The 24874-nt window shown below is 69.3% G+C and carries 21 protein-coding genes; 14 read left to right on the forward strand and 7 right to left on the reverse strand.

Annotated elements, in window-relative coordinates:
- The first annotated feature begins 55 nt into the window (after positions 1 to 55).
- Positions 56 to 1783 (forward strand): sensor histidine kinase, encoded by a 1728-nt coding sequence (locus ACIQCY_RS02765; protein ID WP_400482352.1) that lies wholly within the window; start codon positions 56 to 58, stop codon positions 1781 to 1783.
- Between the two features lie 23 nt (positions 1784 to 1806).
- Here ACIQCY_RS02765 and ACIQCY_RS02770 read toward each other — a convergent pair whose 3' ends face one another.
- Together ACIQCY_RS02770 and ACIQCY_RS02775 are read right to left on the reverse strand one after the other, a co-directional pair.
- Complete coding sequence (locus tag ACIQCY_RS02770; protein ID WP_400482353.1) at positions 1807 to 3051, reverse strand: ATP-binding protein; 1245 nt, start codon at positions 3049 to 3051, stop codon at positions 1807 to 1809.
- Positions 3052 to 3186: 135 nt separating this feature from the next.
- Complete coding sequence (locus ACIQCY_RS02775; RefSeq protein WP_400482354.1) at positions 3187 to 4614, reverse strand: PucR family transcriptional regulator; 1428 nt, start codon at positions 4612 to 4614, stop codon at positions 3187 to 3189.
- A gap of 166 nt (positions 4615 to 4780) precedes the next feature.
- Between ACIQCY_RS02775 and ACIQCY_RS02780 the strand changes: the two genes are divergently transcribed.
- Both ACIQCY_RS02780 and gabT read left to right on the forward strand, forming a co-directional pair.
- Entirely contained in the window at positions 4781 to 6211 is a 1431-nt protein-coding gene (locus tag ACIQCY_RS02780) for a gamma-aminobutyraldehyde dehydrogenase (RefSeq protein ID WP_400482355.1), read from the forward strand.
- Positions 6212 to 6237: 26 nt separating this feature from the next.
- Positions 6238 to 7620, forward strand: a complete 1383-nt coding sequence (gene gabT, locus ACIQCY_RS02785) for a 4-aminobutyrate--2-oxoglutarate transaminase (RefSeq protein WP_400482356.1) — start codon at positions 6238 to 6240, stop codon at positions 7618 to 7620.
- 63 nt (positions 7621 to 7683) lie between these two features.
- On the opposite strand, the gene ACIQCY_RS02790 is transcribed toward gabT, so the two are convergent.
- Positions 7684 to 8286 (reverse strand): GNAT family N-acetyltransferase, encoded by a 603-nt coding sequence (locus ACIQCY_RS02790; protein ID WP_400482357.1) that lies wholly within the window; start codon positions 8284 to 8286, stop codon positions 7684 to 7686.
- Between the two features lie 220 nt (positions 8287 to 8506).
- Here ACIQCY_RS02790 and ACIQCY_RS02795 point away from each other — a divergent pair, with 220 nt between their 5' ends.
- Positions 8507 to 9085 (forward strand): helix-turn-helix domain-containing protein, encoded by a 579-nt coding sequence (locus ACIQCY_RS02795; protein ID WP_400482358.1) that lies wholly within the window; start codon positions 8507 to 8509, stop codon positions 9083 to 9085.
- Here the strand turns inward: ACIQCY_RS02795 and ACIQCY_RS02800 are convergent.
- Positions 9073 to 9744, reverse strand: coding sequence for a TetR/AcrR family transcriptional regulator (locus tag ACIQCY_RS02800; RefSeq protein ID WP_400482359.1), 672 nt, complete (start codon positions 9742 to 9744; stop codon positions 9073 to 9075). The genes ACIQCY_RS02795 and ACIQCY_RS02800 overlap by 13 nt on opposite strands.
- Before the next feature lie 116 nt (positions 9745 to 9860).
- Here ACIQCY_RS02800 and ACIQCY_RS02805 point away from each other — a divergent pair, with 116 nt between their 5' ends.
- The 5 genes from ACIQCY_RS02805 (at position 9861) to ACIQCY_RS02825 (ending at position 15274) form a co-directional block, all read left to right on the forward strand.
- Positions 9861 to 11294, forward strand: coding sequence for a flavin monoamine oxidase family protein (locus ACIQCY_RS02805; RefSeq protein WP_400482360.1), 1434 nt, complete (start codon positions 9861 to 9863; stop codon positions 11292 to 11294).
- Positions 11291 to 12190, forward strand: coding sequence for a universal stress protein (locus ACIQCY_RS02810; protein WP_400482361.1), 900 nt, complete (start codon positions 11291 to 11293; stop codon positions 12188 to 12190). The genes ACIQCY_RS02805 and ACIQCY_RS02810 overlap by 4 nt, the downstream gene beginning before the upstream one ends.
- Positions 12187 to 13707 carry an APC family permease gene (locus ACIQCY_RS02815; RefSeq protein WP_400482362.1) on the forward strand — a complete coding sequence of 507 codons (1521 nt, stop codon included), beginning with the start codon at positions 12187 to 12189 and terminating at the stop codon, positions 13705 to 13707. The genes ACIQCY_RS02810 and ACIQCY_RS02815 overlap by 4 nt, the downstream gene beginning before the upstream one ends.
- Before the next feature lie 94 nt (positions 13708 to 13801).
- Positions 13802 to 14644 carry a universal stress protein gene (locus ACIQCY_RS02820; protein WP_400482363.1) on the forward strand — a complete coding sequence of 281 codons (843 nt, stop codon included), beginning with the start codon at positions 13802 to 13804 and terminating at the stop codon, positions 14642 to 14644.
- A gap of 108 nt (positions 14645 to 14752) precedes the next feature.
- Positions 14753 to 15274 (forward strand): MarR family winged helix-turn-helix transcriptional regulator, encoded by a 522-nt coding sequence (locus ACIQCY_RS02825; protein WP_400482364.1) that lies wholly within the window; start codon positions 14753 to 14755, stop codon positions 15272 to 15274.
- Positions 15275 to 15311: 37 nt separating this feature from the next.
- Here ACIQCY_RS02825 and rarD read toward each other — a convergent pair whose 3' ends face one another.
- Positions 15312 to 16274, reverse strand: a complete 963-nt coding sequence (rarD, locus tag ACIQCY_RS02830) for an EamA family transporter RarD (protein ID WP_400482365.1) — start codon at positions 16272 to 16274, stop codon at positions 15312 to 15314.
- A 175-nt stretch (positions 16275 to 16449) separates the two neighbouring features.
- On the opposite strand from rarD, the gene ACIQCY_RS02835 reads away from it, so the two are divergent.
- From ACIQCY_RS02835 to ACIQCY_RS02855, 5 genes are all read left to right on the forward strand, one after another.
- Positions 16450 to 17871 (forward strand): FAD-dependent oxidoreductase, encoded by a 1422-nt coding sequence (locus ACIQCY_RS02835; RefSeq protein ID WP_400482366.1) that lies wholly within the window; start codon positions 16450 to 16452, stop codon positions 17869 to 17871.
- A gap of 61 nt (positions 17872 to 17932) precedes the next feature.
- On the forward strand, positions 17933 to 19279 hold the full coding sequence (locus tag ACIQCY_RS02840; RefSeq protein WP_400482367.1) for a GAF domain-containing protein: 1347 nt from the start codon (positions 17933 to 17935) through the stop codon (positions 19277 to 19279).
- 133 nt (positions 19280 to 19412) lie between these two features.
- Positions 19413 to 21428 carry a peptidoglycan DD-metalloendopeptidase family protein gene (locus tag ACIQCY_RS02845; RefSeq protein ID WP_400482368.1) on the forward strand — a complete coding sequence of 672 codons (2016 nt, stop codon included), beginning with the start codon at positions 19413 to 19415 and terminating at the stop codon, positions 21426 to 21428.
- A gap of 136 nt (positions 21429 to 21564) precedes the next feature.
- Entirely contained in the window at positions 21565 to 23088 is a 1524-nt protein-coding gene (locus tag ACIQCY_RS02850) for an aldehyde dehydrogenase family protein (RefSeq protein ID WP_400482369.1), read from the forward strand.
- An 8-nt stretch (positions 23089 to 23096) separates the two neighbouring features.
- Complete coding sequence (locus tag ACIQCY_RS02855; protein WP_400482370.1) at positions 23097 to 23513, forward strand: DUF779 domain-containing protein; 417 nt, start codon at positions 23097 to 23099, stop codon at positions 23511 to 23513.
- A gap of 49 nt (positions 23514 to 23562) precedes the next feature.
- Here ACIQCY_RS02855 and ACIQCY_RS02860 read toward each other — a convergent pair whose 3' ends face one another.
- Together ACIQCY_RS02860 and ACIQCY_RS02865 are read right to left on the reverse strand one after the other, a co-directional pair.
- Positions 23563 to 23883 (reverse strand): ArsR/SmtB family transcription factor, encoded by a 321-nt coding sequence (locus ACIQCY_RS02860; RefSeq protein WP_400482437.1) that lies wholly within the window; start codon positions 23881 to 23883, stop codon positions 23563 to 23565.
- Between the two features lie 2 nt (positions 23884 to 23885).
- Positions 23886 to 24803, reverse strand: coding sequence for a cation diffusion facilitator family transporter (locus ACIQCY_RS02865; protein ID WP_400482371.1), 918 nt, complete (start codon positions 24801 to 24803; stop codon positions 23886 to 23888).
- Between the last annotated feature and the right edge of the window lie 71 nt (positions 24804 to 24874).

Consider the following 24874-nt stretch of genomic DNA (forward strand, 5'->3'; position numbering starts at 1 on the left):
GCCACGCTATTCTTTGGGGGCTGGCGCGCCGCTGCGTGCCTGCTCCGCGACGAAAGTGGCGGAAGAGCTCGACGACGGACAGGGGGACGGCCGGCAGATGGACAAGGTGCTTTCCTACCTGACGCTCAACACGAGGCAGTTCCACGAACTGACCCTGCGGGCCCGCGTCGTCCTCAGCCAGCTCCCGCTCTCCCTGACGGTCGTGCTGATCGTCGTGGGCGGCTTCTTCTTCCACCGGGACCTCTTCTCGAGCCAGGCCTTCGTGGTCGGCACAGGGCTGCAGGCCGTCCTGCTGGCGGTGTGCGTGCTCGTGCCCTGGGATCGGCTTCCACACCCGAGCTTCCTCGTCATCCCGCTGCTCGACTTCGTCCCCATCGGGCTCATGCGCCACGGGGCAGGCACCGTGATCACCGGTGTCGGTCTCCTCACCGTGTTCCCCATCATCTGGCTGGCTGCCTCGGGGCTGTTTCCGCGGGCTGCCCTCACCGCGGGCTTCCTCGCCTCCCTCGCGATCGTCTGGGTGCCCGTGTTCGTCACCGACGTGGCGGTCACCTCGCAGTCGTTGACGCAGTCCTTCCTCCTGCCGTTCATCATGCTGGCCATCGGTGTGACCATCCGGGTGATGACGGCGAGCATGATGGCCCAGCAGGCGGTCGTCGAGGAGAAGGACCGCGCCCTGCAGGTGCTCCTCGAGGAGAGTGCCCGCCGTGAACGGCTCCTGGGGACCGTCGTCAACAGCGTGGACATCGGGCTGATCGCCGTCGACGAGGCCGGGCGGCCGGTCCTCGCGAACCGCAAGCTCGAGCAGTTCAAGGCCCTCGCCGGCGGAGGCAGCGACACCGCCGAGGCGGATCTGCGGATCTTCCAGCAGGACGGCGAGACGGTCATGCCGGAGGCGCGGCGGCCCACGCGGCGGGCGGCCGAGGGCCAGGTGTTCTCCGATTACCTCCTGTGGTGGGGCGAGCGGCCCGACCAGCGGGTGCTCTCGACGTCGTCCCGCCTGATGACCGACAAGTCGGGCCACCGTGAGGGATCCGTGGTGACATACAACGACGTCACCGAGCTCGTGAGGGCCCTCAACGCGAAGGACGAGTTCGTGGCCACCGTGTCCCACGAACTCCGCACGCCGCTCACCGCGATCAGGGGCTACCTCGAACTGCTCACCGGCATGCCCGATCTCGAGCCCGAGGTCGCCTCCGGCCTCGAGGTGGTGTCCCGCAACTCCGAGCGCCTGCACAAGCTCGTGGTGGACCTGCTCTCGACGGCGGAGGGATCACCGGAGATCGCGCCCCGGCCCACGGACTTCTCCGGGCTCGTGCGTCAGCGGGTCGCGACGGCGGAACAGCGCAATGCCAATCCGCTGGTGTTCTTCGAGGACCACACCGCTCCGGGACTCGTCGCGCTGTGCGACGCTCCGCGGATCAGCCAGGTGCTGGACAACCTGCTCTCGAATGCCATCAAGTACTCGCCCGGTGGCGGGCGCGTGACGGTCCGGGCCGCCGAGGTCGACGGCGCCGTCGAATGCAGCGTGGCGGACCAGGGCAGCGGCATGTCCCCCGAGGAACTCAAGGGCGTGTTCTCGAAGTTCTTCCGGACGTCGGCGGCACGCAATGCGGCGATCCCCGGCGTCGGCCTCGGTCTCGCCATCTCCAAGGCCATCGTGGAGCGCCACGGCGGAACGATCAGCTGCCGCAGCACCGAGGGCGAAGGATCCACGTTCACGTTCCGCCTGCCGCTCGCGCACGCCGGCCAGGACCAGCAGCTGCAGTCCCAGGAGCTCTAGGCAGACCGAGCCGGAACCGGTTCTCAGGCAGCCGGCCCGAGGTCCACGGTCACCGTGGTCCCGCCGCCCGGGGTCTGGGCAAGGCTGATGGAGCCCGCGTGCGCGGCCGCGATCCGGGCGCATGTGGCGAGGCCGATCCCGCTGCCCGCGGGGTCGCCGTCGCGGTGCAGCCGGACGAGCGGCTCCAGCACCCGCAGCCGGTCCGCGGGGTCGATCCCCTTGCCGTGGTCGATGACGCGCAGTACCTGGGTGTCGCCGATGCTCGCGAGCACCTCGACACGAGGGGGGATGCCCGGCGTCGAATACTTGATGGCGTTGGACACGAGATTCTGGAGGAGCGCGGTGACCTGCGCCTGGTCCACCGTGAGCTGGGCGTCCCGCACCGTGACGACGGCGTCGTAGGCGTTGCTGAGCGGGAGCACGTCCTGCAGCACGGCGTTCATCATGGTGCTGAGGCGGATCTTCCGGCGGCTGATGGCCCCGCCGATCCGCGAGAACTCCAGGACCTCCTCCACCGTGGACAGCATGCGACGCGCACTGCCGCGGATGATGCTGAAATAGCGTGCAGCGGGCCCGGAGGATGCGACGTCCGTGTCCTGTTCGCTGAGCTCCGTGTAGCCGAGGATCGCCGTCAGGGGATTCTTCAGGTCGTGGCTCACGCGGGCGGCGAAACCCGCCAGGTCCTCGTTGCTGCGGCGCACCACGTCGAGGGCTTCGACGAGCTGGCGGGTCTTGAACTGCAGTTCGAGGACCTCCACCACCTGGCGGGCGAGGATCTCGAGTCCCTCCCTCTGGTCGGCGCCGAAACCGAGGGCCCGAAGGGAGAAGACGCACAGGGTGCCGAGGGCGAAACCGTCTGCGGTGACGAGCGGGACGGAAGCGTAGGCGCGCACGTCGGCTATCCCGCCGTTGACGAAGGGGTTGTCAGCGAAGCGTGGGTCGAGCGATGCGTCCGTGAGGGCGGTCATGGCGCCCGAGGTGAAGACCTTGGAGCACATCGAGTCGTTCCGTGAGCAGACGGAGGCGTCCACGCCGACGGCGGCGATCTGGTGCTGCTGGTCCGCGGTGATGATGTTGATGACGCCGGCGTCCATCCCGCTGACGCGTACGGCGAGCTTCACCAGGTTGAGCAGTTCGGGGGGAGTCTCGTAGTCGAGCTTCTCCACGGGCCTGCCGCCGGTCTCGCCGTAGGGCAGCCGGTAGTCCTGCAGGACCGCCTGGCGGGCGAGCTCCTGCACCTCCAACTCATCGGCGTGAAGCAGTGACATGCATACCCCCATGGATCTGTGAGACCGGTCGATGTGGCTCCAACTATTCCATGCGAACCGGCCGGTGGTGTGGTGGCGGCCACTGTTCGCCGGTGCGGGAGGGCCCGGATGCCCTACCTGGAGCCGTGGCCGGCGTCAGCCGAGCGCACGGACCCGGAGGGCGAGGTACAGGTGCACGCGGTCTGCGGTGACGGCGGGGTCGTACCCGGTCAGGGCGACGACCTGCTGCAGGCGGTACCGGACCGTGTTGCGGTGCAGGTCGAGGTCCGCGGCGACCGCGGCCACCGAACCGTCGAGGTCCAGGTAGCGCTGGAGCGTGGACAGGAGGCCGGAGCCGTGCGCTTCGTCGAAGGCCTCCAGCGGCTTGAGCGTCTCGGCGGCGAGATCGGCGAGGGGGGCGTCGGTGCTGGACATGAGCAGGGACGTCAGGCTCAGCCGGTCGGCGAGGTTGAGGGCCTGCCCGCGCTGCAGGGCCTCGCGGGCCTCGAAGTAGCTCCAGCGCAGCCCGTTGGGGTGGGCGTAGGTACCACCGACGCCGATCCGCGACGTCAACCCGGCTCCGTGCAGGTAACGGCTGAGCTCGGCGGGATCCGGTGCGGCAGGCGCGGGAAGGACGAGCACCAGGCGTTCGTCGACGAGCCCCGCCGAGGCGCCCTCCCACCCGTCGGGCAGCGGGAGGGTCCGCAGGGAACGGCGCTGACCCGAGGCGACGTCGACGATCAGCACGCGGTGTCGCTGGGCAGTGTCCATACCCGAGCCCGCCAGCCTCACGGCGGCCTCCGCTCCCGTGAGGGTGCCCCGCACCACGTCCTCGAGCAGTTGGCCCACCGCGGTCCGGGCGCCCGTCCGGTTACGGGCCTGGTTGGTCAGCTCGACCGAGATCAGGCTCTGCGCGTAGTCGACGACGGCGGTGTGCCCATAGGGTTCCGCGATGGCCAGGGTGCAGCGATCCTTGAGGCCCGTGGCGATCGGGAGCCGGTGCCACGCCGTCGAACCCGCGGCGTCCACCGGCCGGGCGGGGCCGGTGGCGCCGGCGATGCGTGCCCCGTACTGGAACAGCGCGACGTCGGTGCCGAGCATGCGGGCGAGTTCGCCCAGGAGGGCTCCCAGGCCACCCGCCCCGAGCAGCGCGGAGGCCAGGACGGCGTGGCCCTCGAGGAGTTCCTCGAGCCCGGCATAGTGGTCGGCGGACAGGGCGTCGGCCACCCTCTTGCCGATCGCGATGAACGGGACCTCGTACGGCACGCGGAAGGCCGGCAGGCCGACCTCGTCCGCCTCCGCGAGCAGGGCCGCGGGAATCCGGCGGTGCGTGAGGCCGACGCCGAACCCAAGGGCCAGCGCCCCCGCCTCGTGTGCCCGCCGCACGAAGGCGCGCTGCGCGGCGCCGGTCTTCAGCCGGAGCCCGGTGGTCAGGACCACCTCCGCTCCGCCGAGGAAGGGCCGTGGATCCTCCAGCTCCGTGACCGCGACCCACTGGATGGGGTGCGGGGGAGCCTCCGTGCGGCCCTCGATCACGAGTCCGAGGGCCGCGTCGGCGAGGAGATCGGTCAGCGAGATGGCCATGGGACAAGCCTAAGCGGATGCTGTGCCACTGCACTGCGATATTCGGTCATTACTGTGCACGTACACGTGGCACGGGTCATCGTCGGCCGGTACCGTTCTGTCGATACCCGCGGCCCGGATCCATCCGGGCTTCCTGCGGACACCACCTCGTGAAAGGCACTGCAGCGTGGCTGAGACCCTTCAGAACTACATCGACGGCGCGTTCGTGACGCCCGCCGGGACCGAGCTCCTGGACATCGTCAACCCGACCAACGGTGAGGTGGTGGCGCAGTCGCCCGTCTCGTCGCCCGCCGACGTCGACGACGCGATGCAGGCCGCCGTGCGTGCCTTCGCGACCTGGAAGCGGACCACGCCGAGCCAGCGCCAGCTCCTGCTGCTTCGGCTCGCCGATGCCATCGAGGGTGCCAGCGAGGAACTCGTCGAGGCGCAGCACCGCAACACGGGCCAGGTGCGCGAGATGATCGCAGCCGAGGAAGTAGCCGCGGGCGCCGACCAGCTGCGGTTCTTCGCCGGTGCCGCCCGCATCATCGAAGGCAAGTCCGCCGGCGAGTACCTCGAGGGCCACACCTCCTACGTCCGCCGCGAGCCCATCGGCGTCGTCGCCCAGGTCGCCCCCTGGAACTACCCGTTCCTGATGGCCATCTGGAAGATCGGCCCCGCGCTCGCCGCCGGCAACACCGTCGTCCTGAAGCCGAGCGACACCACGCCGGAATCCACCCTCGTGCTGGCGCGCCTGTCGCAGGGAATCCTGCCCGACGGCGTCCTCAACGTGGTGCTCGGCACGGGCGAGACCGGTGCCGCCATGATCGAGCACCCCGTCCCGGGGCTCGTATCCATCACCGGCTCCGTGCGTGCAGGCATCGCCGTCGCCACGAGCGCGGCCAGGGACCTCAAGCGGGCACACCTCGAGCTCGGCGGGAAGGCGCCGGCCGTCGTCTTCGCCGACGCGGACCTGCGGAGGACCGCCGAGGCGATCACAGAGTTCGCCTTCTTCAACGCGGGCCAGGACTGCACCGCCATCACGCGCGTGCTCGTGCAGGAGGAGGCGCACGACGAGCTCGTCGCCGCCATGGTGGAGCACACGGCCACCCTCAAGACCGGCAGTGAGGACGATTCGGAGAACTACTTCGGGCCGCTCAACAACATCAACCACTTCAACGCCGTGAACGCCGTCGTGGATGCACTCCCTGCCCACTGCAGCATCGCGACCGGCGGGAAGCGTGCCGGTGACAAGGGCTACTTCTTCGAGCCCACCATCATCACCGGAGCACGCCAGGACGACCCGGTGGTGCAGCAGGAGACGTTCGGGCCGATCCTCACGGTGCAGACCTTCACCACGGAGGAGGAGGCAGTCGAGCTCGCCAACGGGGTGGACTACGCCCTGGCCTCCAGCGTCTGGACCTCGGACCACGGGACAGCGATGCGCGTCTCACGCGACCTCGATTTCGGCGCCGTCTGGATCAACACCCACATCATGCTCACCGCCGAGATGCCGCACGGCGGTTTCAAGCACTCCGGCTACGGCAAGGACCTCTCCATGTACGGCGTGGAGGACTACACCCGCATCAAGCACGTCATGAGCGTGCTGGACGTCTGACCGTCCCGTTCAGAAAAGGAACTCCCATGACAACGTACGCAACTCCCGGTACCGCCGCGCCGAGCTTCCGGCTCGAGCAGAAGCGCCGCATCATCGGGGACTTCCCCGGCCCCAGGTCCACCGAGCTGGCCGCGCGGCGCGCCTCCGTCGTCGCGAAGGGCGTCGCCTCGACCGTCCCCGTCTACGTCGCGGATGCCGACGGCGGCGTGATCCACGACGTCGACGGCAACTCGTTCATCGACTTCGGCTCGGGCATCGCCGTGACGAGCGTCGGAGCCTCCGATCCCGCCGTCGTCGGGGCCGTGAAGGAGCAGGTGGAGCACTTCACCCACACCTGCTTCATGGTCACGCCCTACGAGGGGTACATCGCCGTCGCCGAGCAGCTCGCGGAGCTGACCCCCGGGGACTTCGAGAAGCGCACCGTCCTGTTCAACTCGGGCGCCGAAGCGGTGGAGAACGCGGTCAAGGTGGCACGCCTGGCCACCGGCCGGAACGCCGTCGTCGCGTTCGACCACGCCTACCACGGCCGCACCAACCTCACGATGGCGCTCACCGCCAAGTCCATGCCCTACAAGACGAACTTCGGTCCGTTCGCCCCCGAGATCTACCGGGTGCCGATGAGCTACCCGTTCCGGGAGGAAAACCCCGCCATCACGGGTCCCGAGGCCGCGCAGCGGGCCATCACGATGATCGAGAAGCAGATCGGCGCCGGGTCGGTCGCCGCGATCATCATCGAACCCGTGCAGGGTGAGGGCGGCTTCATCGTCCCGGCGGAGGGCTTCCTCCCGGCCCTGGCCGAGTGGGCCAGGGCCAATGGTGTCGTCTTCATCGCCGACGAGGTGCAGTCCGGCTTCTGCCGTACGGGCGAGTGGTTCGCGGTGAACCACGAGGGCGTGGTGCCGGACATCATCACGATGGCGAAGGGCATTGCGGGCGGCCTGCCGCTCTCGGCCATCACGGGCCGGGCGGACCTGCTCGACGCCGTGCACCCCGGTGGCCTCGGCGGCACGTACGGCGGCAATCCGGTGGCGTGCGCGGGAGCGCTGGGGGCGATCTCCTCGATGAAGGAACAGGACCTGGCTGGCCGCGCCCGGAGCATCGAGGCCCAGGTCATCGAGCGCTTCGACGCCCTGCAGTCGGAGCTGGGCGAGCACAGCATCATCGGTGAGCTGCGCGGCCGCGGCGCCATGCTGGCGATCGAATTCGTGGAGCCCGGCGGCAAGGCGCCCAACGCGGATGCCACGAAGGCCATCGCCGCCCAGTGCCTGCGCGAGGGCGTCATCATCCTGACCTGCGGCACCTACGGAAACGTGATCCGGTTGCTGCCGCCGCTCGTGATCACCGACGAGCTCCTGGCGGACGGCCTCGACGTGCTGGCACGCGCCATCCGCACGGTGAACGCCGGCTGACGACCGTGTACGCAGAAGGCCCGCAGCGCTGCTGCGGGCCTTCTGCTGTTCGGGACGGGTGTGTCAGCCGACCGGGATCAGCGCCCGGAACTCGGGGTTCTCGGCCAGGAAGGCCTGCGCGTGCCTGCAGTAGGGCACGGGGGCCAGGCGGCGGCGGTGGGCGTTCAGCAGCGCGTGGCGGACGAGGACGGGTTCCAGGCCGGCCCGGCGGTAGTCGCTTCCCACGACGGTCTCCAGCAGGCGGATGCGGCCCGCTCGCATGTCGTACTTCACGTAACCGACCATGGTGCCGTCATGGAACAGCTCGAAGCGCGAGTTCAACGGGTTGTCGCGGAACTTCTCCCGAAGCTTCACGCTCTCCATGCGCTCAGCCGCGTGGGCCTCGCGCTCGGCGAGCACCTCGACGACCGCCTCGTAGTCCTCCTGCACGCCGAACGGCGGATAGTCGGTATCCAGCGCGCGGTAGAGCTCGTTGCACAGGATGCGCAGTTCACGGGTCGTGACGGCGGACAGGTCATGGGGGAGATCAGGGGCCGCCGGGCCGAGCCCACCGGGAGAGTCCGGTGTGGCGGCGAAATTCACGGCGTCCAGATCCGGCCACGTGCTCAGCGAGTCACGAGCGTCCTGCTGGGGAGCGCTGGCCAGGGAGGAAGGGGCAACTGACATGACGAACCTCGAGGAATCAGAGAATGGTGGGCCGCTGCTTGACCGTCCTCAGACCGTAACAGTCAGTTCAGGATCCGTAAAGCTAGCCGCTCTAGCAATCAGTGGGCTCATCAGGGGAAGGGAACCGGGCCTGCCGGGGAATCGGGCGGACCAGTCGATGTCACATTGTGTCGTCACCCAGAAAGGTATGACACGCAGTGTCATCAGCTACGGTTGAGCCATGAGTCGATGGGCCCCCGATGCAGCGCTGCGCCTCGAACGTGCGGCGCTCGAACTCTTCGTCGAGCAGGGCTACACGGCGACGTCCGTGCCGGAGATCGCTGCCCGCGCAGGCCTCACCACCCGGACGTTCTTCCGTCACTTCTCCGACAAGCGCGAGGTGCTCTTCCTCCGCGAGCGGGAACTTCCTGCCGTCGCCGCAGCCCTCGTGGCCGGGGCTCCTGCATTCCTGTCGCCGCTCGGGCTCGTGATGCACGGGTTCGAGGCGATGGCGGCCGGGCCGTTCGAGGGCTGGCGGGAGGACCTGCAGGCCCGGCGCGCCGTCGTCGGCTCCGACCCGGGCCTGCGCGAGCGCGAACTGCTGAAGAACGTGCTCCTGGCGGACGTCCTCACCGCGGCGCTTCTGCGGCACGGCGTGGACCGGGGTGAGGCTCGCCTGGTGGCACGCTATGCGGTCATGGTGTTCGAGCTGGCACTGACGGACTGGCTCGACACCGACGGCGCCGCCCTCGTCGATGTGCTGCACTCCACCGCATACCGGATGGGCCGGCTCGTCCGCCCTCCGCGTCAGGACGAATAGGCCGCGAGCTGCTGCCGGAGCCCGGTGATCATGCCGTCCAGGCCGGTGCGGAAGGCTGCGTCCGCAGCGCGGTCGGCGCCCGCGGAGTCGGTGGCGCTACGCACGGCGGAGGTGAAGAGGGGGAACTGGTCCGCCAGCGTGCCCGAGTCGAAGATGTCGCCCGGCGCGGCGACGTCGAGTGCCGACCCGTAGATGAAGGACTCCAGGGCGACGATCGCCGGCACGATCCGGTCCTCGGGCCACCCCGCCGCCAGGAAGCCCCGGGCCACCTCCTCGTACATGCGCAGGGTCTCCGCGGCGTCCGTCACGGGCATGACGGCGATGACGGGCACGAGGGGGGCGTGCCGGGCGAAGACCTCCCGGTAGGACCAGGCCCACTGCCGGACCGCCTCGTCCCACGGTTCGCGACCGAAGGCGCTGAAGTCCACCATGGTCATGACGTGGTCCTGGACCCATCCGAGGACCTCCTGCTTCGACTCCGCGTGGTTGTACAGCGCGGATGGCGCTACCCGGAGCCGCCGTGCGAGGGCCGACATCGTCAGTCCCTCGTACCCTTCCGCAGCGATGAGGTCGAGTGCTGCTCCGGTGATCCGATCCTTCGACAGGACGCTGCGCGGAGGCCTCCCGGCTCGCCGGGGTGCAGGTGTTGCTGCGGTCATCGATCCTGCTCCCTGTTGCCGTGACGTTAACTCTACGGGCGTTCCCTTCCCTCGCCGGGCGCCCATGGCTATAGTAGGGCGAAATAATGAATGGCATTCATTTTGTGGTCCGCGTCATGCGGACTCGGGAGGATCACGTGGACATCTTGCAGCGCGACGTCGTCGTCATCGGAGCAGGGCCCTCGGGCCTGACCGCGGCACGGGAACTGGTGAGGGCAGGGCACACCGTGGCCGTCCTGGAGGCGCGGGACCGTGTGGGCGGGCGGACGCACACGGACATCATCGACGGCGCCGTCTTCGAGGTCGGGGGCCAGTGGGTCTCCCCGGACCAGACCGCGCTCATCGGCCTCCTCGACGAGCTGGGCCTCGGAACCTTCTCCCGCTACCGCGAGGGCGACTCCGTCTATATCGGCCCCGACGGCAGGCCCGTGCGCTACTCGGGGGAGATGTTCCCCGTCGGCGACTACACGCGGGAGGAGATGGAGCGGCTCATCGCCCTGCTCGACCGCCTCGTCGCCGAGGCGGGACCGGAGGCCCCCTGGAACCACCCCGATGCCCGCGCCCTCGACACCATCTCCTTCCACCACTGGCTGAGGCAGCAGTCGGACGACGAGGAGGCATGCGACAACATCGGCCTCTTCATCGCCGGCGGCATGCTGACCAAGCCCGCGCACTCCTTCTCGACCCTCCAGGCGATCCTCATGGCCGCCACCGCCGGTTCCTTCTCGAACCTCGTGGACGAGGACTTCATCCTCGACAAGCGCGTGATCGGTGGCATGCAGTCGGTGTCGGAACGGATGGCGGCCGAACTCGGGGATTCGGTGATCCTGAACAGCCCGGTGCGCACCCTGCGCTGGAGCGGGATGGACGGGCGCGGCAGCGCGGAGGGCGTCACGGTGGTCTCGGACACGACGACGGTGCACGCGCGCTACGCCGTCGTCGCCGTCCCGCCGAACCTGTACTCGCGCATCAGCTACGAGCCGCCGCTGCCGCGCCGACAGCACCAGATGCACCAGCACCAGTCGCTGGGCCTGGTGATCAAGGTGCACGCCGTCTACGCGACGCCGTTCTGGCGCGAGGAGGGGCTCTCGGGAACAGGCTTCAGCGCCGGGTCGGTCGTCCAGGAGGTCTACGACAACAGCAACCACGAGGATCCGCGCGGAACCCTGGTGGGCTTCGTCTCCGACGAGAAGGCGGACGCGATGTTCGAGCTCCCGCCGCACGAGCGTCGCGAACGCATCCTCGCGTCCATCGCAGGCTTCCTGGGCCCGCAGGCACTCGAGCCCGAGGTGTACTACGAATCCGACTGGGCGTCGGAGGAATGGACGCGCGGCGCCTACGCCTCGAGCTACGACCTCGGCGGCCTGCACCGGTACGGACGTGACCAGCGCACCCCGGTCGGCCCCATCTACTGGTCCTGCTCCGACATCGCCGCCGAGGGCTACCAGCACGTCGACGGCGCCATCCGCATGGGGCAGCGCACCGCCGCCGCGATCCACGAGGTCCTGGCCCCGGGGCTGCAGTCCGCCGGCACCACCAAGGAGGCATGAGCATGCGCTACATCGTCGGCTACACCGCGGACGAGCGCGGGCACGACGCCGTCTGCCTGGCCGTCGCGCTCGCACGGCGCCAGGACGCCACCCTGGACCTCGTCCTCGTCACCCCCGAGCACTCGCTCTATGCGGGCACCTATCCGCCGGACAAGGGCTTCGACACCCTCCTGACCGACCAGATGCAGGAGTGGCTGGACCAGGGCCTCGCGCTCGTACCCGAGGACGTGACGGCCCGCGGCGTGGTGGTCCGCGCCGAATCGAATGCCGAGGGCCTCATCCGGGCGGCCGAGGACACGGAGGCCTCGCTCATCGTGATCGGGGCCAGTTCCCGTGGCCTGGCCAACCGCTTCAACATCGGCAACGTCGCCCGCAGCCTGCTCCACGCGTCTCCCGTTCCGGTCGCCCTCGCACCGAGGGCGTACCGGCGGACGGAGCCCGTCACGCGCCTCACCTGCGCGGTCGGGCGCCGGGCAGGAGCCGACGACGTCGTCGCCGTGGCGGTGTCCTCGGCGCGGCGCCGCGGACTGCCCCTGCGGCTCGTGTCCCTCGTCGCGCTCGACGCCGGTCAGCCCGACCCGGACGGAGCCGAGGACGAGGCGAACCGTCGGCTGGCGGAGGCCGCGTCGTCGCTGGCCGCAGGCGGACGCGTGAGCGTCGAGACGGCGCGCGGCGGTTCCGTCGAGGAGGCCATCGAGGCCCTGTCCTGGGACGAGGGGGAGGTGCTGCTGGTCGGCTCCAGCCGCCTCGCGCAGCACATGCGCATCTTCCTCGGTTCCACGGCCAACAAGATCCTGCGTACGCTGACCATCCCCATGGTCGTCGTCCCGCGTACGTACGCAACGCCCGGCACCAGTTCCGGCCCGGGCGCCTTACCCACAGAGGCGGACGCATGAGTATCGACGAGACAACGCAAAGGGGAACAGGGCTCAGCAGGAAGGGCCTGGACTCAGGGACGGTGGGCCTGCTGGGCGCCGTCGTCATCGGGGTGTCCTGCGTGGCACCCGCCTACACCCTCACCGCGGCCCTCGGGCCCACGGTCGCGGAGGTCGGGGTGAACCTGCCGGCCATCTTCCTGGTGGGATTCATCCCCATGCTGCTCGTGGCCCTCGGCTACCGCGAGCTGAACAGCGCCATGCCGGACTCCGGGACGTCCTTCACCTGGGCGACGCGCGCCTTCGGGCCGTGGGTGGGCTGGATGGGCGGGTGGGGCCTCATCGCAGCCACCGTGATCGTGCTGTCCAACCTCGCCGCCGTGGCGGTGGACTTCTTCTACCTGATGCTCTCGCAGCTGATGAACGACCCCGCGATCGCGGACCTCACGCTCAACCTCCCGCTGAACATCGCCACCACACTCGTGTTCATCGCCCTCGCGTGCTACGTCTCCTACCGCGGCATGGAGGCCACCAAGACCGTCCAGTACGTGCTGGTCTCCTTCCAGCTCGTGGTCCTCGCGTGGTTCGCGATCGCGGCGTTCGTCCATGTGGCCAACGGCACCGCCTTCGACGCGACGAGCATCAGCGCCGACTGGTTCAACCCGTTCGCGGTCGGCTCCTTCTCCGCCTTCGCCGCGGGCGTCTCGCTGTCGATCTTCATCTACTGGGGCTGGGACGTGACCCTCACCATGAACGAGGAGACCACCAACCCGAAGAAGACGCCGGGACGCGCCGGTGCGCTGACCGTCGTCGTCATCGTGGTCATCTACCTCACGGTCGCGCTCGCGACCCTCGCCTTCGCAGGCGTGGGCGACGGCGAACTCGGCGCCGGGAACCCGGACAACCAGGAGAGCATCTTCGCGACGCTCGCCGGGCCGGTGATGGGCCCGTTCGCCATCCTGATGTCCATGGCCGTCCTGAGCTCCTCGGCCGCGTCCCTGCAGTCCACGTTCGTGTCCCCGGCCCGCACGCTGCTCGCCATGGGCCACTACAAGGCCCTGCCCAAGGGTTACGGGCGCATCAGTCCGCAGCACAAGTCGCCGAGCTACGCCACCGTCGCGGCGGCAGTGGCCGCCGCCGGGTTCTACGTGTTCACGCGGCTGGTGTCCGAGAACGCCCTCTGGGACACCATCACGGCGCTCGGGCTGATGATCTGCTTCTACTACGGCATCACCGCGCTGGCCTGTGTCTGGTACTTCCGCGCACAAGCCTTCTCGTCCGTCCGGAACATGTTCTTCCGCTTCCTGGCGCCCCTGCTCGGCGGGGTCATCCTGATGGTCATGTTCTTCAAGACCGCCGTGGATTCGATGGACCCCGCATACGGCTCCGGTTCGGAACTGTTCGGGATCGGCATGGTGTTCATCCTCGGGATCGGCGTGATCCTCCTGGGAGCCGTGCTGATGCTGGTGTGGTCGCGCATCAACCCGGCGTTCTTCCGGCAGGAAGTGCTCACGCAGGGATCCGCCCCGCAGGAGTAGCGGTCCGGCCGGCAGGCGCTGCGCTAGAGTGGACCGACTCTGCGGCGCCTGTCGGCCAGGCTGCTGCCCATCCGACCGAGGTAGAGGAGATCCCGTGCGCTACGTCGTCGGCTACACCGAGAACGACCGCGGGCAGGACGCCCTGGAACTGGCCACCTCGCTGGCCCTCACGCAGTCCGCTGCGATCGACCTCGTCACGGTCCTCGACTGGCCGCAGGACGGCAGCATGGCGCCGGGCGGGCGCCGGGCGCAGGAAGCACTCGACCGGGCGAAGCAGGGCGTGCCCGACGGCGTCGAGGTCACCACGCACGTGCGCCTCGCCGATTCGTTCGCCCAGGGACTGCTCGAGGTGGCGGACGACATCGACGCCGGCCTGATCGTGATCGGCGCCTCCAGCAACGGCCTCCTCCGCCGCTTCACCGTGGGTAGCGTCGCCAATGCCGTGCTGCACAGTTCCCGCGTTCCCGTGGCGCTCGCGCCGCGCGGCTACCGCCACCGCGCCACCTTCAGCCGGATGACCTGCGCCGTCGGAGCGCGGGCCGGCGCGGAGGGCGTGCTCGATGTCGCCGTCGAGTCCGCCGCGCGCCGCGGACTGCCCCTGCGGCTGATCTCGCTCGTAGCACTCGACGTCCACGAGCCCGCGGATTCCGGCGAGGCGATCAACAAGGCGCACCAGCATGCACATTCGGTGCTCACCCGTGCCGTGGAGCAGCTGCCCGAGGGGCACGAGGCCTCCATCATCGTGGCGCACGGGCGCACGATCGAAGAGGCCATCGACGACATCGAGTGGGATGCGGGCGAGCTCGTCATCGTCGGATCGAGCCGCCTCGCCCAGCACCGCCAGATCTTCCTGGGAGCGACGGCGAACAAGATGCTGCGGGCCCTGCCCGTGCCCATGGTCGTGGTGCCCCGCGACTGGGTGCGCGCCGCCGGCTGAGGTCCGGACCGCGGGGCGGCCGCGAGGCTTCGGGCCGGGCCTTCGTCACGGTAGGTAATGCGGGCGATTTCGGGTCCGGAAGCCCTTCTTCGTGCCTACTATTCGGCCATGGGAGGACACGAAGGCAGCGGAACCTCGTCCCGGCGCGCCGTGCTCGACGTCGTCGAGGAGAAGGCCGCCGCGATGTGCCGCAACGAGCAGCTCGTCTGCTGGACGCTCGCCCGGGGGATCGATCCGGCGATGGAGCCCGGCGCCTACAGCGTGCTCTCCGCCGTGCGCATGCTGGGTTCCGCCAGGGTGACGGACCTGGCGGCGACGCTCGGCATGGGCAAGCCTGCCGTCAGCGGGCATGTCGCTGCGCTGCAGCGTCTGGGCCTCGTGGAGCGCGGGGACACGGGCGACGACGAGCGTTCGCACCCCGTCGCACTGACGGAGGAGGGGACCCGGCGCGTGGACCGCGCGCGCGAGCGCAGGCGCACGCACTTCCGCACGCAGCTCGAGGGCTGGGACCGGGCCGACGTCGTCGAGCTCGTAGGCCTCCTCTCGCGGTTCAACGCGGCCTACCTGGGCGCCGAGGTCCCGAACAACCCCGGCACCCCGCCGGTCGCGCCGCCCCCAGCGGGGAGATGATCCGCGGCGGGTCCGGGGCGGCGTGGGCCGGTGCCCGTCACGCGGCCGAGACGGCCGGCTCCGGTGCCTGGGCGAGCCGGGGCTGGCGGCGCACGGTCCGCAGCATGTCGATGGTCAGCAGGATCAGGCCCACCCACACGAGGCCGAATCCGATCCACCGCTCGAACGGCATCTCCTCCTTCAGGACCAGCAGGGCCAGCAGGAACTGCAGGACGGGGGCGAGGTACTGAAGGAGCCCGATCGTGGTCAGCGGGAGCCTGCGCGCGGCAGCTCCGAAGAAGATCAGGGGCACCGCGGTGATGACGCCGGAGGCGACCATGATCCAGAAGTGGCCCGGCCCCTCCGTCACCAGGGTCGCGCGGCCGGTCGAGCTGAGCCAGAGCATCACTCCGACGGCGATCGGCGTCAGCACCACGGTCTCGATGCTGAGGCTCGAGACGGCGTCCACGCGCGAACCCACCTTCTTCTTCACGAACCCGTACAGCCCGAAGGAGAAGGCGAGCGTCAGCGCGATCCAGGGCACGGCCCCGTATCCGACGGCCAGGACGACCACCGCGAGGACCCCCATGCCGATCGCGGTCCACTGCAGCGGGCGCAGTTTCTCACGCAGCACGATCACGCCCAGCAGGACGGAGACGATCGGGTTGATGAAGTAGCCCAGGGAGGCCTCGATGGCCTGTCCGGAGGTCACTCCGTAGGTGTAGATCAGCCAGTTGACGGCGATCAGCAGCGCCGCGACCGTCAGGGTCCCCACGATCCGCGGGGTGCGCAGGGCCGTCAGCACCGGTCGCCAGGAGCGCATGGTGGTCAGCAGGAGCGTGCAGAAGATGAGGGACCAGACCACCCGGTTCGCCACGATCTCGACGGGACCGGCCGGCGCCAGGATCAGGAAGTAGAGCGGCAGCAGGCCCCACAGCCCGTAGGCGCTGATCCCGAAGAGGATGCCGACGGAGTTCTCGCTCCGCGCCGGACGACTGCCTTTTCCACCTGTTCCGCTCACGAGGTCCGGAACGGGCCGGGTATGGCCTTTATTCCCCGCCTCCACGGAGTGGGACGGGGAGATCCCTGCCACTGTTTTCGACGGTGCTGCCCGACGCCATTTAGAATAGGGAAGTGTGCGCTTAATCTGCGCCGCTGTTTCCACCAGGAGCATTCCACCGGAAGAAGGCTAATCAGTGTCTACCTCAGCTGCGGCACGACCGCTGCGGGTCGCGATCATCGGCGCCGGTCCGGCAGGCGTCTACGCCGCCGACATCCTGACGAAGTCCAATGAGGTCCAGGGCGGCGATTTCGCCGTCAGCATCGACCTGTTCGACCAGTACCCGGCACCGTACGGATTGATCCGCTACGGGGTTGCTCCTGACCACCCCCGCATCAAGGGGATCGTCAACGCTCTCCACAAGGTGCTGGACCGCGGGGACATCCGTTTCCTCGGCAACGTGAACTACGGGCGGGACCTCACGCTGTCCGACTTCCGCCGCTTCTACGACGCCGTGATCTTCGCGACCGGCGCCATCAAGGACGTGGACCTGAACATCCCGGGCGTCGGCCTGGAAGGCTCCTTCGGAGGCGCCGACTTCGTCTCCTGGTACGACGGGCACCCGGACGTCAGCCGTGACTGGCCGCTCGAGGCCAGGGAGATCGCCGTGATCGGCAACGGCAACGTGGCCCTCGACGTCGCGCGCATCCTCTCGAAGCACGCCGACGACCTGCTGTCCACCGAGATCCCGGACAACGTCTACCAGGGACTCAAGGCCTCTCCCGTCACGGACGTCCACGTCTTCGGTCGCCGTGGGCCGGCACAGGTGAAGTTCACGCCGCTGGAACTGCGGGAGCTCTCGCACTCGCGCGACGTCGATATCGTGCTCTATCCCGAGGACTTCGACTTCGACGCGGGCTCCGAGGAGCAGATCGCGACGAACAACCAGACCAAGACGATGGTCAAGACGCTCACCAACTGGCTCGTCGAGGATGAGCCGAGTGGAGCATCGCGCCGGCTGCATCTCCACTTCCTGCACTCGCCCGTCGAGATCTACGACTCGCCCGAGACACCGGGCAGGGTCGCGGGCATGAAGTTCGAGCGCACCGAACTGACCGGAGACGGGAACGTCCGCGGAACCGGCGAGACCATCGACTACCCGGTGCAGGCCGTCTACCGTGCCATCGGCTACTTCGGGTCCGAGCTCCCGGAGGTGGGATTCGACGAGAAGCGCGGCGTGATCCCCAATGAAGGGGGCCGTGTGATCGACGAGGAGGGGAAGCCGGTACCGGGCATCTACGCCACGGGCTGGATCAAGCGCGGTCCCGTCGGCCTTATCGGGCACACGAAGGGCGACGCGCTCGAGACCATCGGCTTCCTCCTCGAGGACCGGCTGAACCTCCCTCCCGCCGAGGACCCGTCCGAGGACGCCATCATCAACCTCCTCGAAGAGCGCGGCGTGCGCTACACCACCTGGGACGGCTGGCTGAAGCTGGACGCCCACGAGCTGAAGCTCGGCGCCAACTTCGTCAACACCTCGGGCAACGCCGAACTCGTCCGCGAGCGCGTGAAGCTCGTTCCCCGCGATGAGATGGTGACCATTTCTCGCGGTGAATAGTCCCGCTACACTGTGACCTGTCCCACGCCCCACGCGGGACAGGTCACGAAGCGGAGTGCCGATGTCGCCGTCCCGTTCGAACCCTGTAGCGGAGCTCTCCTCCGAGGTGCTGCAGCGGAAGGCTTTCGCCGCGCACGAAGCCCTGGGCCAGGGCGCGAGCGTCGGCAGCAACCTTCGAGGCATCGTCCACGAATCGTGGCTCAGGTCGCTGGCCTCGCTCCCGAATCCCTCGACGGCGCGTGCGAGGCTGTTCTGCTCGGAAGAGGAGCTCGAGGCCTACCGCCAGGGCCATCCGCTCGCCGCGATCATGCCCGTGATCGACCGCCTCCTGGTGCAGCCCAGCCTCGAGTCCGGGATGCTCGTGGCGGTCGGCGACGAGAACGGCCGGCTCCTGTGGGTGGAGGGTGACCGCGATCTGCGCCGCCGGGCCGAGGGCATGATGTTCGTGGCCGGAGCCGACTGGTCGGAGGCGACGGTCGGCACGAGTGCGCCGGGTACCGCGCTGGCGCTCCAGCGCAGCGTCCAGATCGCAGGTGCGGAGCACTTCAGCCCGCAGGCCCATCCGTGGAGCTGCACCGCGGTTCCGCTCCACGACCCGGACTCCGGTACGGTGCTCGGCGTCATCGACATCACCGGGTCGTCGGAGGCCGTCGCCACCCACACGCTGTCCCTCGTGGAGGCTGCGGTCGCAGCGGCGGAGGCCCACCTCAGCATCCATCGCCTCCAGAGCCGCCTGCCGAGGAGGAAGCGCCCGGCGCGCACGCCGGCCATCCTCTACCGGAACAGCCTGCAGATCCTGGGCACGGACCATGGGATCGTCCATGCCGGGAGCAGCTCCGTGGAGCTCAGTCTCCGCCATGCCGAACTGCTCACCCTGCTGGCACTGCACCCCGAAGGGCTCACGGCGGACCAGCTGGCACTGATGGCCTACCCGGAGGACGCCTCCGGTACCACCGTGCGGGCCGAGATGCTGCGGTTGCGCAAGGTGCTGGCGGGTCACGGGGAGGGGATCGTGCCGCAGTCGCGGCCGTACCGGCTGCCGTCCGAGCTGGTCGTCGATGCGGTGCAGGTCCTGAACTACCTCCACCGCGGTGCCCATCGCATGGCGCTCGGCATCTACCGCGGTGCGGTCCTTCCCCGGTCGCAGGCTCCCGCCATCCTGCGACTCCGCGGGGACGTGTCGGCCCTCCTGCGGGAGGCGGTCCTGAGTGACGGCGCGCCCGACACCGTACTGCAGTACCTCACGCTCGCCGAGGCGGAGTACGACATCGAGGCGTGGCAGTGTGCGCTGCGGGTCCTGCCCCAACGCTCGCCCCGGCGCGCTGCCGTCGTCGCGCACTGCGAGTGGCTCGAGGCGGAACTCGGCCCTTCACCTGCTGTTCGCTCAGGCAATCCGAAATTTTGTTAGCGAACCGCAATAATCCCTCGCGGCCCTGCTGTGATCGGGCTAACGTTATGACCGGTGACCGGAGACCTTCCGTGGCAGTGATGGCCGTTGGTCCGGCGCATCAGGGGCACCGTATCTACAAGGGGATTTCTTCGTGACGCAGGCTGGACAGCACCCGGGCACCGCACGGGTGCACGGGCGCATCAACCGTTCATCCCGCGCGAAGATGAATGCAAGCCTGGCGATGGTCGTCTGTTTCGTCGGGTTCCAGGGAATCGTCCCGCAGTCCTGGGAGGCGGCGTCCGCGCTGTCACCCTCGGGCCAGCGCGAGTCGAGCGCTCTCCGGCAGGGAGAGGACCCCCGTCCTACAGGGATCGTCGGTCCGTCCCTCCTGGCAGTGCCGGACAGCCTCGACGCCACGAGGCCTCGGGTCGGTACCGCTCCGAAGGCCGACGCGACTGCTGGTGGCCCCGGAGCTCCGGTCGACGCGACCCCCAAGCGGCCTGCGGAGGGCGATCTCCTCGCGCCGCTGGACGGGCTCACCGCGACCTCCTCCTTCGGTCCCCGGACCAGCCCCATCACGGGCGAAGCAGGGGAGTTCCACACGGGCCAGGACTACGCCGCCCCCTGCGGCACACCCGTCCACGCCGCGGACTCCGGCACCGTGCGGGCGGTGGGCTGGCACCAGTGGGGCGGCGGCAACCGCGTCGAGGTGGATCATGGCAACGGCCTCATCACGAGCTACAACCACCTGCAGGGCATCTCGGTCGTCGCGGGAGACACCGTCCAGGGCGGCGATCCGATCGCGGAAGTCGGCACGAGCGGCTCCTCCACCGGCTGCCACCTGCATTTCGAGACCATCCTCCACGGCGAGCACGTCGACCCCCTGCGCTGGAAGCTCGTCCCCACGGAGCACGGGGTCCGCAAGGGCGTGCTGAAGGATTACACGCCCGGTGGCAGTGGCGCCGCCGACCTTCCGGCCTGGGCCCGGTCCTCCACACGCTCCGACCAGCACCTCCCGGCTCCTGTTACCGACCCGTTCGCCGGAGCTTTCGGTGGCTCGGACGGCGGCTCGGACCATGGAAGGCCTTCCGATCCGGTGCCCTCGACACCTCCGCGAGGGCCGTCCTCCGGCCCGGGTGCGCTCACTGCTCCGACGCCTCCGGATGTGACGTCACCGGGGAAGACGCCTTCGGGCGGGACTGAGGGTGGAACGTCTCCGGGGAAGACGCCTTCGGGCGGGACTGAGGGTGGAACGTCTCCGGGGAAGACGCCGGATGTGACGTCTCCGGGTAAGACGCCGGATGTGACGTCTCCGGGTAAGACGCCGGATGTGACGTCTCCGGGTAAGACGCCGGATGTGACGTCTCCGGGGAAGACGCCGGATGTGACGTCTCCGGATAAGACGGCTCCCGGTGGGACCGAGGGAGCGATGCCTCCCGATACAGCGCCGGGCGCAACGCCTCCCGGTGCGACGCCGGGCGCAACCCCTCCCGGTGCGACGCCGGGCGCAACGCCTCCCGGTGCGACGCCGGGTGCAACGCCTCCCGGTGCGACGCCGGGCGCAACGCCTCCCGGTGCGACGCCGGGTGCAACGCCTCCCGGTGCGACGCCGGGCGCAACGCCTCCCGATACAACGCCGGGCGCAACCCCTCCGGTGACGGTTGACCCGGCTCCGACGGATCCCCCTGCGGATCCCCCTGCGGATCCCACCGATCCGAACCCTGATACGTCGTGCGACACGGATTCAGCGACGCCGGACCCGTCGACGCCGGATCCAGCGACGCCCTCCTCGGGAGTCGCCTCGCCAGGATCCTCGACCCCGGGAGCGGCACTTGTGCCGCCGCCGAACACTCCCGCGCCGGGCACCGAGCCTGCACCGGGCACCGAGCCTGCACCGGGCACCGAGCCTGCATCGGGTACCGAGCCCGCGGCGGGTACCGAGCCTGCACCGGGCACCGAGCAGGCTGTAGGCGAGGACGCGGATCCGACGTGCAGCGACTCCGGCGTGCCGTCCGAGCCGGCACCGGGCAGCGACCCCGCTGCAACTCCTGCACCGGGCAGCGACCCCGCTGCGACTCCTGCACCGGCTACCGGTGAGGAACCGGCGGTGCCCGCACCGTCCCAGCCGACGGAGGGTGCAGTAGCGCCCCCGCGCGAACAGGGGTAGGACGGCTGCAGCCACCGCGGTGGACGGGGCCGCCAGGGCCTTGAATCCCATGCAACGTCGATGCAACCATTCGGCTCCTAGTGTGGGAACCGGGGACGACGACGTCCCGCATCCACGGAGTTCAAGGAGTTCGACGATGACTGTTTACGCCCAGCCTGGCCAGGATGGATCGAAGGTCAGCTTCAAGCCGAGGTACGAGAACTGGATCGGCGGTGAGTGGGCTCCACCCATCAAGGGCCAGTACTTCGAGAACATCTCCCCGGTGACAGGCAAGCCCTTCTGCGAGGTGGCCCGCGGCACCGCCGAGGACATCGAACTGGCCCTGGACGCCGCGCACAAGGCCGCACCCTCCTGGGGCAGGACCTCCGCCGCAGAGAGGGCCATGGTCCTCAATCGGATCGCGGACCGCATGGAGGAGAACCTCGAGCTGCTCGCGGTAGCGGACACCTGGGACAACGGGAAGCCCGTCCGGGAGACCCTCGCCGCGGACATCCCCCTCGCCATCGACCACTTCCGGTACTTCGCCGCGGCCATCCGCGCCCAGGAGGGCCAGCTGACCCAGCTGGACGAGGACATGACGGCCTACCACTACCGTGAGCCGCTCGGCGTCGTCGGGCAGATCATCCCGTGGAACTTCCCGATCCTCATGGCGACATGGAAGCTCGCCCCCGCGATCGCCGCCGGGAACGCCGTCGTGCTCAAACCGGCGGAGCAGACGCCGTCGTCGATCCTCGTGCTCATGGAGCTCATCAGCGACATCCTTCCGGCGGGTGTGGTGAACGTCGTTAACGGTTTCGGTGTCGAGGCGGGCAAGCCGCTCGCGTCGAGCAAGCGCATCCGCAAGATCGCGTTCACCGGCGAGACGACCACCGGCCGCCTCATCAGCCAGTACGCGAGCCAGAATCTCATCCCCGTCACCCTGGAGCTCGGCGGCAAGAGCCCGAACATCTTCTTCGCCGACGTCGCGGACGATGACGACGCGTTCTACGACAAGGCGCTCGAGGGTTTCGCGCTCTTCGCGCTGAACCAGGGCGAGGTCTGCACGTGTCCCTCCCGCGCGCTCGTGCAGGACTCCATCTACGACTCGTTCATGGCCGACGCCATCGCTCGGGTGGAGAAGATGGTGCAGGGCAACCCGCTCGACACGGACACGCAGGTCGGCGCCCAGGCCTCGAACGACCAGCTCGAGAAGATCCTCTCCTACATGGACATCGGCCGCCAGGAGGGCGCCAGGGTCCTCACCGGCGGCGAGCGGAACATCCTCGGCGGCGATCTCGCCGAGGGCTACTACGTGAAGCCCACCGTGTTCGAGGGCACCAACAGCATGCGGGTGTTCCAGGAGGAGATCTTCGGTCCGGTGGTCTCGGTGACCCGGTTCACCGACTACGCGGAGGCCCTGGAGATCGCCAACGACACCCTGTACGGCCTCGGGGCCGGTGTGTGGTCGCGGAATGGGAACGTCGCCTACCGCGCGGGTCGCGAGATCCAGGCCGGCAGGGTCTGGGTGAACAACTACCACGCCTACCCGGCGGGAGCCGCGTTCGGCGGGTACAAGTCCTCCGGGATCGGCCGCGAGAACCATGCCATGATGCTCGACCACTACCAGCAGACCAAGAACCTGCTGGTGAGCTACTCAGAATCCAAGCTCGGGTTCTTCTAGGAGATGCCATGACCGTCGAAGCCTCGGTGACCATCCCGGGGGAGACCTCCTCCCGGGTGGCGCTGACGGACAGCGCAGTCGAGCTGCTGGAGAAGCTGTGGCTCATCCACGGGCCGCTGATGTTCCACCAGTCCGGCGGGTGCTGCGACGGCTCGTCCCCTATGTGCTATCCGGCGGGGGAGTTCATCACCGCGGAGGCGGACGTGCTGCTCGGGATCCTCGACATCACGGTGCGCCCGCACGGGGCTGGGGAGGATCCACCCGCGGGTGAGCGGCTCATCGAGTTCTGGATGTCGCGGGAGCAGTTCGAGTACTGGCGCCATACGCACCTGACGGTCGACGTGGTGCCGGGACGGGGGAGCGGCTTCTCCGTCGAGGCGCCCGAGGGCAAGAGGTTCCTCATCCGCTCGAGGCTGATGGGCTAGCTGGAGGAGGGGTCTGGTGATCTGAACCGGGTCCCTCCTGCCTTGCCGCTCAGCAGGTGGGTCCGTGGTCCCGGTGCTCCGGGTCCACGGCAAGGACGATCCCGAGAAGATCGGTGAGGGCGTGTCCCAGTTTCGGGTCCACGAGCTCGTAGCGTGAGCGCCTGCCCTCCGGGACGGACACCACCAGGCCGCACCCTCGAAGGCACGAGAGGTGGTTGGAGAGGCTCTGGCGGCTGACGCCGAGCGCCTCGGCCAGTTCACTGGGGTAGGCCGGCTCGTCGCGGAGCGCCACCAGGATGCGCACGCGCGTAGGATCGGACAGGGCGGTGCCGACGCGCTCCAGCACCGAGGTCGAGGTCAGGGTCTCCAGCATCAGTGCGTCAGCTCCGTCTCGTGCGGTACGTGGCCCACTGGCTCGATCTGGAAGGTGCAGTGGTCGATACTGACGTCGAAATGCTGGCCGACGCATTCCTGGAGCTGGTCGAGCACCGCGTGGGCGGATCCGTCGCGGTAGCAGGCATCGTCGACGACGATGTGCGCCGTGAGGACGGGCAGGCCGGTGGCTATCTGGGTGATGTGGAGATCGTGGACGTCCCGGACCTGGGGCAGCCGGGCGATGTGGGCACGCACCTCCTCGAGGTCGATACCGGCCGGCGTGGATTCCAGCAGCACGTCGATGGTCTCCCGCAACAGCTTCAGGGTCCGCGGGATGATCAGGGCGCCGATGAGGAGGGCCACGATGGCGTCCGCCCGCATCCAGCCGGTGAGCGTGATGACGACGGCGGCGGCGATGACGGCCACCGAGCCCAGTGCGTCGTTGAGCACTTCGAGGAACGCGGCCCGCAGGTTGAAGGTGGCGGTGCGGTGCCGGGCGAGGAGTGCCAGGGCGGCGAGGTTGCCGGCGAGGCCCACGGCACCGAACACGATCATCTCCGGCGCGGCGACGTCCTGGGGTGTGATCAGGCGCCGGACGCCCTCGACCAGCACGTAGGCGCCGACCGCGAGCAGGAATGCCGCCTGCAGCAGGGCGGCGATGACCTCGGCCCGTCGGAACCCCCACGATCGCCGCGGAGTCGCCGGCCGGACCGAGAGCGTCGCGGCCCCGAGGGCCATCGCCAGCCCGGCTGCGTCCGTCAGCACGTGCACCGAGTCGAAGAGCAGCGCGAGGCTGCCGGTCCACAGCGCCCCCACGATCTGGAGAGCGAAGACGCCCAGCGTGATCATGAGCGCACCGGCGAGCGGCCCGCGAGCGGCTGCGGTCGTCGGCGCGTGGTGGTGGTGCGAACCCATGCTCCGATAGTACAGCGCTCCGTGAACCGGGGCGGCCTGAACAAGGGTCGCTGGTACCGTTGTGGTCCGCG

This window comes from Arthrobacter sp. NPDC092385 (assembly GCF_044755105.1).
Lineage (GTDB): Bacteria > Actinomycetota > Actinomycetes > Actinomycetales > Micrococcaceae > Arthrobacter_D.